This is a genomic window from Streptomyces sp. TAA486 (assembly GCF_000426165.1).
Genome location: NZ_AUEV01000017.1, coordinates 63,304 through 77,124, shown reverse-complemented (window position 1 = coordinate 77,124; position 13,821 = coordinate 63,304). Strand labels below are relative to the sequence as shown.

Annotated in this window: 9 protein-coding genes; 6 read left to right on the top strand and 3 right to left on the bottom strand. The window is 69.3% G+C overall.

Annotated elements, in window-relative coordinates; genetic code table 11:
• Nucleotides 1-482: 482 nt before the first annotated feature.
• A complete protein-coding gene (locus tag I004_RS0122815) occupies nt 483-1,316 on the top strand; it encodes a serine protease (RefSeq protein WP_106965417.1) in 834 nt (277 codons plus the stop codon).
• A 233-nt stretch (nt 1,317-1,549) separates the two neighbouring features.
• Here the strand turns inward: I004_RS0122815 and I004_RS0122810 are convergent, their stop codons facing one another.
• Nucleotides 1,550-1,780: a DUF7455 domain-containing protein gene (locus I004_RS0122810; protein ID WP_028437414.1), complete on the bottom strand. Its 231-nt coding sequence runs from the start codon at nt 1,778-1,780 to the stop codon at nt 1,550-1,552.
• Nucleotides 1,781-2,205: 425 nt separating this feature from the next.
• On the opposite strand from I004_RS0122810, the gene I004_RS0122805 reads away from it, so the two are divergent.
• The 4 genes from I004_RS0122805 to I004_RS0122790 all read left to right on the top strand — a co-directional run bounded on the left by I004_RS0122805 (nt 2,206) and on the right by I004_RS0122790 (nt 7,779).
• Entirely contained in the window at nt 2,206-4,353 is a 2,148-nt protein-coding gene (locus I004_RS0122805; protein ID WP_028437413.1) for a DNA topoisomerase IV subunit B, read from the top strand.
• A 150-nt stretch (nt 4,354-4,503) separates the two neighbouring features.
• Nucleotides 4,504-5,049, top strand: coding sequence for a DUF485 domain-containing protein (locus I004_RS0122800; RefSeq protein WP_028437412.1), 546 nt, complete (start codon nt 4,504-4,506; stop codon nt 5,047-5,049).
• Nucleotides 5,046-6,632 (top strand): sodium/solute symporter, encoded by a 1,587-nt coding sequence (locus I004_RS0122795; protein ID WP_028437411.1) that lies wholly within the window; start codon nt 5,046-5,048, stop codon nt 6,630-6,632. The genes I004_RS0122800 and I004_RS0122795 overlap by 4 nt, the downstream gene beginning before the upstream one ends.
• Before the next feature lie 286 nt (nt 6,633-6,918).
• Nucleotides 6,919-7,779 carry a glycoside hydrolase family 16 protein gene (locus I004_RS0122790; RefSeq protein ID WP_028437410.1) on the top strand — a complete coding sequence of 287 codons (861 nt, stop codon included), beginning with the start codon at nt 6,919-6,921 and terminating at the stop codon, nt 7,777-7,779.
• A gap of 71 nt (nt 7,780-7,850) precedes the next feature.
• On the opposite strand, the gene I004_RS35475 is transcribed toward I004_RS0122790, so the two are convergent.
• Nucleotides 7,851-9,485: a sensor histidine kinase gene (locus I004_RS35475; RefSeq protein WP_078511696.1), complete on the bottom strand. Its 1,635-nt coding sequence runs from the start codon at nt 9,483-9,485 to the stop codon at nt 7,851-7,853.
• A 431-nt stretch (nt 9,486-9,916) separates the two neighbouring features.
• On the opposite strand from I004_RS35475, the gene I004_RS35470 reads away from it, so the two are divergent.
• Nucleotides 9,917-11,086, top strand: coding sequence for a CobW family GTP-binding protein (locus tag I004_RS35470; protein ID WP_037977408.1), 1,170 nt, complete (start codon nt 9,917-9,919; stop codon nt 11,084-11,086).
• Between the two features lie 70 nt (nt 11,087-11,156).
• Here I004_RS35470 and I004_RS0122775 read toward each other — a convergent pair whose 3' ends face one another.
• Nucleotides 11,157-13,601 carry a DNA topoisomerase IV subunit A gene (locus tag I004_RS0122775; protein WP_028437409.1) on the bottom strand — a complete coding sequence of 815 codons (2,445 nt, stop codon included), beginning with the start codon at nt 13,599-13,601 and terminating at the stop codon, nt 11,157-11,159.
• Nucleotides 13,602-13,821 lie beyond the last annotated feature (220 nt).

Here is a 13,821-nt window from a genome sequence, read left to right as displayed (position 1 = left end):
ATCCTAGGAAAGTCACTGAAGGCTGGATCGGCAGTCGTAGCCGAACTCTGGCTTCTTCTGTGGACACCGACGCGGCACCCGGAATCAACCAGTTCATGATGAGCGAGGCAGACACAGCCTCCGGGCTCGGACCGAGCGCGTAGTGGGCACCCCCAGCCTCTGAGGCGCTGTACCGAACGGTTCGGCAGGCCCTTGACTTGCCTGCGCAGGTTCAATCAAAGATATTTCGTTACCCACGCTTGCAGCTGAGCTGCATCGCAGCAGGTCAAGCACAGCGCTTAGGAGTTCATACTGCGGGACTACCTGGACTGAGCGGCGCCGCCGCGGCAGCTCTTACGGCAGGGGCCGGTGACCTTACCAAGGGTCACCGGCCCCTGCCGTGTGTATGCGCCGTCCCCTCAGGATGCGGAGCTGCTCCATCCGGATCACTGTTGATGGTCCGGAAGGCCTTCCCCGAGGCCCTCTCACCGCCAGGAGGCTCCATGCGTCCGCTGCGCGCGCTCCCGATGCCCTCGCTGATACCTGTGCTGCTCGGTGTGGTGCTGGCGCTCGTGCCGGTGCCCCAGGCCCACGCACGGGACCGGGCGGTGGTCGGTGGGCGACCCGTGGATGCGGCCGAGCATCCCTGGGTCGTGGCCCTCTCCAGTCGCGACCGCTTCGGGAACACCCGCTCCGGCCAGTTCTGCGGGGGAGCCCTCGTGGGCGTCCGTACGGTGATCACGGCTGCGCACTGTCTGAGCCGGGAGGTGCTGGGGGTTTCGCACGGCGACGTCGACGACCTGCACGTCATATCCGGCAGGAACGACCTCGGTACGGGCAGCGGACGTGAGATCAAGGTGAGCAAGAAGTGGATCAATCCCGGGTACAGCACGAAGACGAACGCGGGCGACATCGCCGTTCTCACGCTCAGCGCCCCGATGCCCGCGGGCTCCACGATTCCGATGGCGGCGGCCGACGACTCCGGCTACACCGCCGGTTCCGCGGCGGAGGTCTACGGCTGGGGCGACATCAGCGGCAACGGGGACTACGCCCCGCGACTGCGCGTCGCCGACGTCGACATGATCGAGGACTCGACCTGCTCCCGTGCCTACCCCAGCGGTCCCGAGGGTGCCTTCGACAAGGCGTCCATGGTGTGTGCCGCGGTGCCAGACGGCGGCCGCGACGCGTGCCAGGGCGACAGCGGCGGACCGCTGGTGGTGAAGGGGCGGGTCGTCGGGCTCGTCTCGTGGGGGGCGGGCTGCGGCGAGGAGGGCAGGCCGGGCGTCTACACCCGTGTCTCTGCCGTGGCCGGACTCGTCCGCGAGCACAGCGAGTGAAAAAGCGAGTGAAAAGAGGCCTGGCGCGTGAAAGCCGCCGACACCGAACGGGAATGTTCGCTTGCAGCGGAATGCCGGAGCCAGGGTCTGCCGAGCGCATTCCGCCGGACCGATGGGATGGCTCGGGACATGGAAGGGCGGCCACCCGGTCTCACCGGATGACCGCCCTTCGATTCCGGCCTGTGCCGGTCCGAGCTCGTCGGTTCTCGGGACGTCTGGTCAAGTAGGGCAGCTCAGCCCTCTCCCGCCTCCGTGCTGGCAGGAGCAGCGGTGAGCTTCTCCGTCTCGTCCTGTATCTCCGCGGCGATCTTCTTGAGCTCCGGCTCGAACTTACGCCCGTGGTGCGCGCAGAACAGCAGCTCTCCGCCGCTGAGCAGTACGACGCGCAGGTAAGCCTGTGCGTTGCAGCGGTCACAGCGGTCGGCGGCCGTCAACGGAGTCGCGGGGGTCAGAACTGTAGTCACGTCGCCTCTTCTCTAGCTCGACGAGCTGTCGTACCAGGGTCAACATCCAACCAGGCCGAAAACGTTCCCGCTCTCGGCGAATCCTCGAAGATTTCTCCCCGGGGGCGGCTGCATGTTGCCGGGTGGCGGCGAATGAGCCGTATTACGTGGGTTGCTTCGTGATCATGGAGCTTGGTTGCTGTTGTCCAGTTGTTTGTCTGTGCAGTGTTCCCGTGTTGAAGGGGACGTGCCCGGAGCCTAAATGGTTCATGCGTCAAAGGGAACGTGATGTGTGCGTCACCCCATCGAGTTATCGAACGTATGAACGACTATGGGCTACCATGAATCCCTTCCTGGGTGGCGCGCCACGCCCTCTCCTGCCTTCTCGGTACCCTCTGACGCGGCAACCAGCCACCACAAGCAGAATTCAGCGAGGAGCGAACCGCGTGACCGCCGACTCTTCCCTGGCCTCCGGCAGGGGGAACACCAAGCCGTCCACCGCGCTGCTCGCCGGGGCAGACAGGGACGGCGGCACGAATTACACCGCGCGGCACCTGCTCGTCCTGGAGGGGCTCGAAGCGGTGCGCAAGCGCCCCGGCATGTACATCGGCTCCACCGACAGCCGGGGCCTGATGCACTGCCTGTGGGAGATCATCGACAACTCCGTCGACGAGGCCCTCGGCGGGCACTGCGACCACATCGAGGTCGTCCTGTACGACGACGGCTCCGTCGAGGTCAGGGACAACGGCCGCGGGATCCCGGTCGACGTCGAGCCCAAGACCGGCCTGTCCGGCGTCGAGGTCGTGATGACCAAGCTGCACGCCGGCGGAAAGTTCGGCGGCGGCTCGTACGCGGCGTCCGGCGGTCTGCACGGCGTCGGCGCGTCCGTCGTCAACGCGCTCTCCTCCCGACTGGACATCGAGGTCGACCGCAGCAGCCGCACGCATTCGATCAGCTTCCGACGCGGCGTCCCCGGCATCTTCACGGAGTCCGGGCCGGACGCCCCCTTCGACCCCGGAAGCGGCCTGCGCAAGGGCAAGAAGCTGCCGAAGAACCGCACGGGCACCCGCGTGCGCTACTGGGCGGACCGGCAGATCTTCCTCAAGGACGCCAGGCTCTCGCTGGAGACGCTGCACGGCCGCGCCCGGCAGACGGCCTTCCTCGTGCCGGGGCTCACGCTGGTCGTGCGCGACGAGCGGGGACTGGACGGGCAGGAGGCTTCCGAGGAGGTCTTCCGCTACGACGGCGGCATCAGCGAGTTCTGCGAGTACCTGGCGCAGGACAAGCCCGTCAGTGACGTGGTGCGCCTGCAGGGGAACGGCCAGTTCAAGGAGACGGTGCCGGTCCTCGACGACCGGGGCCACATGATCCCCACAGAGGTGCAGCGCGAGCTGGGCGTCGACATCGCGCTCCGCTGGGGGACGGGCTACGACTCCACCCTGAAGTCCTTCGTCAACATCATCGCCACCCCCAAGGGCGGCACACACGTCTCGGGATTCGAACGGTCCGTCGCCAAGACCGTCAACGAGGCGTTGCGCTCCACGAAGATCCTGCGCGTGGCCGAGGACGACGTCGCCAAGGACGACGCGATGGAGGGCCTCACCGCTGTGGTGACCGTCCGCCTTGCCGAGCCGCAGTTCGAGGGGCAGACGAAGGAGGTGCTGGGCACCTCGGCGGCCTCCCGCATCGTGGCGCAGGTCGTGGCCAAGGAGCTCAAGGCCTTCCTGATGTCGACCAAGCGTGACGCGAAGCAGCAGGCGCGGGCCGTGCTGGAGAAGATCGCCGCCGCCGCCCGTACGCGCATCGCCGCCCGTCAGCACAAGGAGGCGCAGCGGCGGAAGACTGCACTGGAATCCTCCTCGCTGCCCGCCAAGCTGGCCGATTGCCGTAGCGACGACGTCGACCGCAGCGAACTGTTCATCGTCGAGGGGGACTCGGCGCTCGGCACCGCGAAGCTGGCACGGAACTCCGAGTTCCAGGCGCTGCTGCCGATCCGCGGCAAGATCCTCAACGTCCAGAAGTCCTCCGTCTCGGACATGCTCAAGAACGCCGAGTGCGGCTCGATCATCCAGGTGATAGGAGCAGGGTCGGGGCGGTCCTTCGACATCGACCAGGCGCGGTACGGCAAGGTCATCTTCCTCGCCGACGCGGACGTCGACGGGGCGCACATCCGCTGCCTGCTGCTGACGCTCTTCCAGCGCTACATGAGGCCCATGGTCGAGGAGGGCCGGGTCTTCTCCGCGGTGCCTCCACTGCACCGGATCGAGCTGGTCAGCCCCAAGAAGGGGCAGGAGAAGTACATCTACACCTACTCCGACAACGAGCTGCGGCAGACGCTCATGGAGCTGGAGCGCACCAAGGTGCGCTACAAGGACTCGATCCAGCGCTACAAGGGCCTGGGTGAGATGGACGCCGGCCAGCTCGCGGAGACCACGATGGACCCGCGTCACCGCACCCTGCGCAGGATCAACATCAGCGATCTGGAGGCGGCGGAGTCGGCCTTCGACCTGCTCATGGGCAGCGACGTGGCCCCGCGCCGGGAGTTCATCAGCTCCTCCGCGGCGACCCTGGACCGCTCGCGGATCGACGTCTGAGCCTGAGCCGGTAGCCGGCGCGGCGCCCGGGAAGGGGCGCCGGCCGGGTGTCGGGCCGCGGCCCTGACCCTTGACCGGTAAGTCACCTGAAGGGGTGAACAGTCCGGGATGCCCCATCCGTGATCTCCCGCGCATGTCCATCCTTTGGGCATGCGCACCGACGATCCCTGGTACGACGCCCTGGCCTCCGGCTCGGGCGATCACGACGCACCGCCCGTGGCGACGGCCGCGACCACGGCCCTGCCTCCCCGCAGTGAGCCGTGCGCCGGAGCCGGTGAGGGTGCACGGACCGGTGATGAACGACCCGCGGAATCCGTGGGCCCAGAGGTCGGCGACGCGCATGCCGCGGTGTATCTGGCTGTTCAGCGCAGTGAAGCCTTCCAGCAGGTGCGGCGGCGCTACCGGCGCTTCGTGACGCCCGTCAGCGTCGCCTTCCTGGTCTGGTATCTCGCCTATCTCGTCACCGCGACCGCCGCGCCTGAGCTGATGGCCCGCCCCGTCGCCGGGGTGTTCAACGTCGCCATGGCCGCCGGTCTCGCGCAGTTCGCCAGCACCTTCCTGCTGACGTGGGCGTATGTGCGCCACGCGCGGCTGCGCCGGGACGAACTCGCGCTCGAACTGCGCTGGGAGACACAGGACATGACCCGCGCGTACTCCGCCGCCACCCCCCGCACCGCCCCGGAGACCATGCCTTGACCGGCAACCATCAGACGCTGACGCTGGTGCTCTTCAGCGCCGTCATCGCCACCACCCTGGCCATCACCACCTTTGCAAGCCGCAGACGGCGCGGCTCACCCGAGGAGTTCTACGCGGGCGGCCGCCTCTTCAGCCCGATGGAGAACGGGTTCGCCATCGCGGGCGACTACATGTCTGCGGCCTCCTTCCTCGGCATCTCCGGCGTCATCGCCCTGTACGGCTACGACGGGATGCTCTACTCGGTCGGCTTCCTCGTCGCCTGGCTGGTGGTGCTCCTCCTGGTCGCCGAACTCGTGCGCAACTGCGGGCGGTTCACGCTGGCGGACGTCGTCTCCGCAAGGCTGCGCGCGCGCCCGGTCCGTATCGCCTCGGGTGTGTCGTCAGTGACCGTCTCGGTGCTGTACCTCGTCGCGCAGATGGTCGGCGCGGGAAGCCTCGTCGCGCTGCTGCTGGGCGGCACGAGCGGGGCGGCGCGCTCTTGGACGGTGATCGGCGTCGGGGCCCTCATGGTCGTGTACGTCTCCTGTGGCGGCATGCGCGCGACGACGTGGATTCAGATCGTGAAGGCGGTGCTTCTGCTCGGTGGTGCCGTCACACTGACCGTTCTCGTGCTGATGCGGTTCGGTGGCGACATCGGGGCGTTGCTGAGCACCGCCGCCGAACGCAGCGGCCACGGGCGGGACTTCCTCGCTCCCGGCCTGCGCTACGGCGGCGAGTGGACGCACCGGCTGGACTTCATCAGCCTCGGCCTGGCGCTCGTACTGGGCACCGCAGGGCTGCCGCATATCCTCTCGCGCTTCTACACGGTGCCGACCGCGCGTGCGGCGCGCCGGTCGGTGGTCTGGTCGATCGGTCTGATCGGCGGGTTCTACCTGATGACGATCGTGCTCGGGTTCGGGGCGGCAGCGCTGCTGGGCAGCGGGACGGTGCGCGCCTCCGATCCGGCCGGGAACACGGCGGTGCCGCTGCTGTCGCTGGAGCTGGGTGGGGGAGCGGGGTCGACAGGAGGGTCGGTGCTGTTCGCCGTCGTCGCAGCGGTTGCCTTCGCGACGATTCTCGCCGTGGTCGCGGGGATCACGCTCGCCTCGTCCGCGTCGGTCGCCCACGATCTCTACGCGTCGCTGAGCAAGCGCGGCGCCCGCGGTGAGGTGGGCGTAGCCCGTATCGCAGCGGTCGGGGTCGGAGTCGCCGCGATCGGGCTGGGACTGCTCGCGCAGCATCTCAACGTCGCCTTCCTCGTCGGCCTGGCGTTCGCCGTGGCAGCTGCCGCCAATCTTCCTGTGCTGCTCTACGCCCTGTTCTGGCGCCGGTTCACCACCAGGGGAGCGGTCTGGTCGGTCTACGGGGGGCTGGTGCCGGCGATCGTGCTCGTGCTGCTCTCGCCGGTGGTCTCGGGCGGGCCCGGTGCGCTCTTCCCCCGGCTCGACTTCGCCGTGTTCCCGTTGGAGAACCCCGGCGTGATCGCGATTCCGCTCGGATTCCTCTTCGGCTGGCTCGGCACCGTCACGTCGCGGGAGGCGGCCGACGACGCCAAGCACGCGGAGACGGAGGTCCGTTCGCTCACGGGCGCGGGCGCGGTCTGACGATCGTCCGCCCATCGCCGGAGCGGCGCTCGTCGAAGCGCGCGGCCACGTTGTGAAGAGTTAGGTCCAGACCTATTGACATCGGTGTCGCGGCGCCGGAAATTGTCTTCAAGAGATGACGGCATGCCCGTCGACGGTCCGCGCTGAGTGAACTGCCGGTCGCCCCATACCCGTTCACCGCAGCGCGGCCCGCCGTCGGGTCGCCGGAGCGTGAACCCGGCCGCGTCACGCGGCCGGGACCTTCTGGGCCGCACAGGCGGTCCTCCCCACAGGAAGGCACCGCTCGATGAGACCCAAGACCTCCCTGACGGCCGGGCTGTTCGCCGCCGTCGCCCTGGCCACGATCCCGCTGCTGACGGTGTCCGCGAGCGCGGACGCACCCCCGGCCGGCCACTCCGCCGAGGCGGCGGCGCAATTCACCGACGACTTCGACGGGCCAGCCGGCAGCCCCGTCGACGGATCCAAGTGGAAGCTGGAGACCGGCGACAACGTCAACAACCACGAGCGTCAGTACTACACATCGGGGACCGACAACGCCGCGCTGGACGGCAACGGCAACCTCGTCATCACCGCCAAGAAGGAGAACCCGGGCAACTACAGCTGCTGGTACGGCCCGTGCGAGTACACCTCGGCCCGGCTGAACACCGCGAGCACCTTCACCACCACCTACGGGCATGCCGAGGCCCGCATGAAGGTCCCTCAAGGTCAGGGCATGTGGCCGGCGTTCTGGATGCTGGGCGACGACATCGGCAGCGCCGGATGGCCCGGGTGCGGCGAGATCGACATCATGGAGAACATCGGCTCCGAACCGAGCACCGTGCACGGCACCATCCACGGGCCCGGATACTCCGGCGCCGAGGGCATCGGCGCCGGCTACACCCTCCCGAACGGCGAGAAGTTCGCCGACGGCTTCCACACCTTCGCCGTCGACTGGTCGCCGGAGAAGATCACTTGGTCGGTCGACGGCAACGCGTACCAGACCCGCACCCCCGCCGATCTGGGCGGCGACCGCTGGGTCTTCGACCACCCCTTCTTCATGATCCTCAACCTGGCCGTCGGCGGTTACTGGCCCGGCGACCCCGATGGGAGCACCAGCTTCCCCCAGCAGCTCGTGGTCGACTACGTCCATGTGACCGGTGGCAACTGACGGCAGGCTCAGGCCGTGCCACCACCGTCCGGGCCGGCGTTGCCGGGCACCGGTCCGGACGCCCCGTGGGCTCAGCCCGATGAGTCTGCCGGGTGCAGCGCCTCCGGCAGCACCACGGTGAACTCGGCGCCCCCGCACGCCCCTTCGCCCACCCGCGCGGTGCCGCCGTGCCGCTCCGCCAGGCGGCGCACCAGTGCGAGACCCAGGCCGCGCTGGCGGTGGGCAGGCGGGTCTTTCGTGGACCAGCCCTCCGCGAAGACCTGCTCCCTCAGGTCGTCGGGGACTCCCGGGCCGCTGTCGGAGACCTTGAGGACGACACCGGTTGCGTCGTCCGCAAGGGGGCGCTCCCGCAGTCCGGCCACCTCCACGTCGTCCCCGGGCCCGTTTCCCTCGCCGTCGTGGCCCGTGTGCAGCTTCACCTCGACCCGCGCGTCCGCCGAACCGGCTGCTGCGTCCAGCGCGTTGTCGACGAGATTGCCCAGCACGGTGGCCAGCTCGCGCGGGTCGACCAGCCGGTCCGGCAGATGCGTGTCAGGGGTGAGGCGCAGCGCGACGCCGCGCTCGGCCGCGACCGTCGCCTTCCCGACCAGCAGCGCGGCGAGCAGCGGGTCCTCGACGCATTCCGCGATCTGCTCCGCCGTGGCCCTGTGCACCCCGACGGCCTCACTGAGATAGGCGGCAGCCTCCTCGTGCTGGCCGAGTTGCAGCAGTCCCAGCAACAGGTGCATCCGATTGGCGTGTTCGTGGTCCTGGGCGCGCAGGGCGTCGATCAGGCCGCGTGAGCCGTCGAGTTCGCGGCCGAGCAGCTCCAGCTCGGTTCTGTCACGGAAGGTGGCCACCGCGCCCCCGTCGCCCGTGGGCATGCGGTTCGCCACGAGCACCCTGCCTCCGCTGACGGTGAGCAGGTCGGTGCCGGTGACACTGCCGCACAGCACGTCCGCGGTGCGGCCCGGCCCCAGCACCTGCGCCAGCGGACGCCCCGTGTCCTCGGGGCGCAGCTCCAGCAGCCGCTGCGCCTCGTCGTTGACGAGTCTGATCCTGCCGTCCGAGTCGAGAGCTACGACCCCCTCGCGAATGCCGTGCAGCATCGCTTCCCGCTCGTCCAGCAGGGACGAGATGTCGGAGAAGGCCAGGTCATGGGTCTGACGCTGCAGCCGCCGGGAAACGAGCACGGACGCGAGGATGCCGAAGGCGAGCGCCCCGCCGGCGTAGGCGAGCAGTTCGGGGACCGCTCCGAGGAACTTGTCCCGTACGCCGTCGTAGGCGATGCCGACGGAGACGGCACCGATCACCTCTCCCTGCCCGTCGCGCAGCGGCACCTTGCCGCGGGCCGAGCGTCCCAGGGTGCCCTCGTCGATGTGACGCACCTCGTGTCCGGCGAGGGCGGCGCTGGGATCGGTGGAGACGTGGCGGCCGACACGGCGCGGTTCGGGATGGGACCAGCGGATTCCGCGGGTGTCCATCACCACGACGTAGCCGGCCCCGGTGGACCTGCGTATCTGCTCGGCCTGCCGCTGCACCGGCCCGCGAACGGACGGACCCGGTCCGCCCGCGGAGAGATGGCGCGCGAATTCGGGCCGGGCCGCGGTCGTCTGCGCGATGGCCAGGGCCCGGTCCATCGCCCGCTCGTCGAGCTCGTCGCTGAGCGGAGCCAGGAAGAAGCCCGTGACCAGGGCGGTGAGGCCGGTGGCGATCGCCAGCTGCATCAGCAGCACCTGCGCGAAGACCCGCTGCGGCCAGCGCGGGCGCACCCGGGACGCGGACAGCAGGCGACGCCTGCCGGAGGGCGCCTCCGGCGGTGTCTGTGTCTCTGTCCCGGGCGGCGCGTGCGGCGAGAGGGGCGCGCTGGTGCCGGGCTCCGGAGCGGATGCGGTGAATGGAGCGGTCACGTGGACCTCGGGTGATGTGCGGGTCGGAACATGTTGGTGGCGGCCTGGGACTGTGAGCCGCCCAGCCGCCACGGGCGGCGAGGACCGCGGACCGACGACGGGGGGAGGCCCGTGAGGACGGTAGCCGGTCGGCGCGGGCTCGCGCTGTGACGTGGGTAATTGCCGCGTACGATCGTCAGCCGCCCGCACTCGCACATCCCGCAGGCCACCCCCGGTCCTGCGGACCCGCAATCCCGGAGGAAGCACTCGTGGACCGACCAAGGCGCGTACCGGTCATCGTCCTCGCCGGATTCCTCGGCTCGGGGAAGACCACCCTGCTCAACTATCTGCTGCGGCACAGCGGCGGCACCCGCATCGGCGCGATCGTGAACGACTTCGGCAGCATCGAGATCGACGCCATGACCGTGGCGGGGCAGGTCGACTCGATGGTCCCGCTCGGCGACGGCTGTCTGTGCTGCGCCGTCGACACGAGCGACATGGACGGCGTGCTGGACAAACTCGCTCATCCGTCGGCGGGGATGGACGTGATCATCGTGGAGGCCAGCGGCCTGGCCGAACCCGAGACCGTGATCCGCATGATTCTCGCGTCCGGGAGCGAGCACAGCGTCTACGGCGGGCTCGTCGAGGTAGTCGACGGCGCCGAGTTCGAGAGCGTGCGGGCGCGCCATCCCGAGCTGGAACGCCACGTCCGTGCCGCGGACCTCGTGGTGCTCAACAAGACGGACAGGGTGGGGGAGGAGCAGCTGCGGCGGCTGCGGGAGATGCTGGAGGGTATCGGTCCCGGGACCCCGGTTGTGCCGGCCGCGCACGGGCGGATCGACCCCGCGCTGCTCTTCGACCCGGTGCACCGGCCGCGCCCGCCCGTCGAACAGCTCTCCTTCGACGCGCTGTTGCGGGATGAGGCCGAGGACTCCGGCGAGGGCGCGGATGCCGACCACTCCGGACATCTGCACGCGGCGTACGAGAGCGTCGAGTTCACTTCGGCGACAGCACTGGACCCCAGGCGCTTCCTTGCGTTCCTCGACAGCCGTCCGTCCGGGCTCTACCGGATCAAGGGCTTCGTCGACTTCGGAGCCGCCGACCCGGTGAACAGCTATGCCGTGCACGCTGTCGGCGGCTTCCTTCGCTTCGCACCCTCCCGCAGGAAGACGGGAGCCCCGGGAGACGAGGCTCTGACGCAGCTGGTGCTGATCGGCGCCGGGACCGACGGCGAAGCCTTGCGCAAGGAGCTCGCGGCGTGCGTGGCCGACGCCTCCGGCCCACCGGACCCGCAGGCGATGTGGGGCGTCCTGCGGTACGTGGAGTCCGACGACGTAGACGACGGACCGTACGACGCCTGCGAACTCGGCGAAAACGGCGAACCCCAAGTGCCGGTGGCCGACGACGACGTCACCTACGACCCGGGCACGGAAGACTGAGCGCCTGACCCCGCGAGTCCGTCATCGGACCTGTGCCGGGCCGCCCACTGCGGCCCGGCACCGCCATGTCCTAGACCGGCCCGGCGACCACCGCGACCGGCTTCTTCAGGGGCACGCCCGATCCGTCCCTGCGGGGATCCAGCTCGGGCAGGTCCGCCGGAGCGCCGGTCTTCGAGGCGGCCTTCGCGGGAGTGGGCCCCGCCCACGCCATCGTGAGCGAGTCCTCACCCTTCAGGAAGCGCTGGCACCGTACGCCGCCCGTCGCTCTGCCCTTCCTCGGGAACTGGTCGAAGGGCGTGAGCTTGGCCGTGCTGATCGAGTCGTCGAGCGTGCCGTGCGACCCGGAGAGCGTGAAGACCACCGCGTCCACGGCCGGATCGACGGCGGTGAAGGAGATCACCTTGGCGTCGCCGGTCAGCTTGATGCCTGTCATGCCGCCTGCCGCACGCCCCTGCGGCCTGACCTGGCTCGCCGCGTAGCGCAACAACTGCGCCTCGTCCGTGATGAAGACCAGGTCCTCCTCGCCCGTGCGCAGTTCCGCACCGCCGACGATGCGGTCGCCCTCGCGGAGGGAGATGACCTCCAACTCCTCCTTGTGCGAGGGGTAGTCGGGGACGACCCGCTTCACCACGCCAGCCGCCGTGCCCAGGGCGAGGCCTGGTGAGGACTCGTCCAGCGTCGTCAGACAGATGACCTGCTCGTCGTCCTCCAGGGTCAGGAACTCCGAGATCTGCGCGCCACCCGCCAAGTTGGGCGATGTCGCCGACTCGGGCAGCTGCGGCAGGTCGACGACGACAAGGCGCAGCAGCCGCCCCGCCGAGGTGACGGCGCCGATCTCGCCGCGCGTCGTCGCGGGCACGGCGGAGACGATCACATCGTGCTTGGCGCGCTTCGCCTCCTGGTCGAAGACCGGCTCGCCGTTGGCCGTACGGGCGAGCAGCCCGGTCGAGGACATCAGGACCCGGCACGGGTCGTCGGCGACTTCGAGCGGGACTGCCGCGACGGGATCGCCGGCCGCTTCCAGCAGCTCGGTGCGGCGCGGGGTGCCGTGCTTCTTCGCGACCTGGGCGAGCTCACTCGAGACGAGCTTGCGCAGCTCCGCGTCCGACTCCAGGATCCGGGTGAGCTCCTCGATCTCCGAACGCAGACGGTCGCGTTCGCTCTCCAGCTCGATCCGGTCGAACTTGGTCAGGCGGCGCAGCGGCGTGTCCAGGATGTACTGCGTCTGCACGTCGCTGAGGCCGAACCGCGCGATGAGCGACTCCTTGGCCTGCGCGGCGTTCTCACTCGACCTGATGATCCTGATGACCTCGTCGATGTCCACGAGCGCGACGAGCAGGCCCTCGACCAGATGCAGCCTGTCCTGCCGCTTGCGGCGCCGGAATTCGCTGCGCCTGCGCACCACCGTGAAGCGGTGGTCGACGTAGACCTCCAGCATCTCCTTGAGGCCCAGCGTCAGCGGCTGACCGTCCACCAGCGCAACGTTGTTGATGCCGAAGGACTCCTCCATGGGTGTCAGCTTGTACAGCTGCTCCAGGACGGCCTCCGGGTTGAACCCGTTCTTCACCTCGATGACCAGGCGCAGACCGTGCGCGCGGTCCGTGAGGTCCTTGACGTCCGCGATGCCCTGCAGGCGCTTGGAGTTGACCAGGTCCTTGATCTTGGAGATGACCTTCTCCGGGCCGACCGTGAACGGCAGTTCCGTCACGACAAGGCCCTTGCGGCGCGGGGTGACCTGCTCGACGGTGACCGTAGCTCGCGTCTTGAAGCTGCCGCGGCCGTTCGCGTAGGCGTCCTTAATGCCCTCCATGCCGACGATCCGTCCGCCCGTCGGCAGGTCCGGGCCGGGCACATGACGCATCAGCGTCTCGAGGTCGGCGCCGGGGTGCTTGATCAAGTGCCGGGCTGCGGAGATGACTTCGGCCAGATTGTGCGGCGGCATGTTCGTCGCCATGCCGACCGCGATGCCGGAGGAGCCGTTGACCAGCAGGTTGGGGTACGCGGCCGGAAGGGTGCCGGGCTCCTGCTCGCTGCCGTCGTAGTTGGCGGCGAAGTCGACGGTCTCCTCGTCGATCGACTCGACCATCAGGTTCGCGGCGGGAGTTGCCCTGCATTCCGTGTAGCGCATGGCGGCAGGCGGGTCGTCGTTGCCCAGCGAGCCGAAGTTGCCGTGGCCGTCGACCAGTGGCAGCCGCATCGTGAAGGGCTGGGCCATGCGCACCAGCGTGTCGTAGATCGCCGAGTCGCCGTGTGGGTGGAGCTTTCCCATCACCTCGCCGACGACGCGGGCGCACTTCACGTGGCTGCGCTCGGGACGCAGACCCATCTCGTGCATCTGGTAGAGGATGCGCCGCTGCACGGGCTTCAGGCCGTCCCGCGCGTCGGGCAGCGCCCTCGAGTAGATGACCGAGTAGGCGTACTCCAGGTAGGAGCCCTGCATCTCGTCGACGACGTCGATGTCGAGGATGCGCTCCTCGAAATCGTCCGGCTGTGTCTTCGTACTGCGGGGGGCCATCGCGGCTACGGCTCCTTCTGTGCTTACCGTGCGGGCGGCCGGGCGGCCGGCCGATGCGGAGGCGGGTCTGACGCGGACCATTGTGGACCGCGTCGCTGACAACCGGTTCCCCGACCCGGCGGTCGGGGGCGTCGTCCGTGTGCTCCCCGCCGTCGGTACGCGGAACGACACGGGACGAGCCCGGCTCCGGGGCGTACGGTACGGGAACTCAGCACGCTCT

What these genes read in the sequence shown, in the direction of transcription:
- I004_RS0122815 (WP_106965417.1), top strand. Translation starts at nt 483, where the DNA reads ATGCGTCCGCTGCGCGCGCTCCCGATGCCCTCGCTGATACCTGTGCTG.
- I004_RS35475 (WP_078511696.1), bottom strand. Translation starts at nt 9,485, where the DNA reads ATGCAGCTGGCGATCGCCACCGGCCTCACCGCCCTGGTCACGGGCTTC.
- I004_RS0122790 (WP_028437410.1), top strand. Translation starts at nt 6,919, where the DNA reads ATGAGACCCAAGACCTCCCTGACGGCCGGGCTGTTCGCCGCCGTCGCC.
- I004_RS0122800 (WP_028437412.1), top strand. Translation starts at nt 4,504, where the DNA reads ATGCGCACCGACGATCCCTGGTACGACGCCCTGGCCTCCGGCTCGGGC.
- I004_RS0122775 (WP_028437409.1), bottom strand. Translation starts at nt 13,601, where the DNA reads ATGGCCCCCCGCAGTACGAAGACACAGCCGGACGATTTCGAGGAGCGC.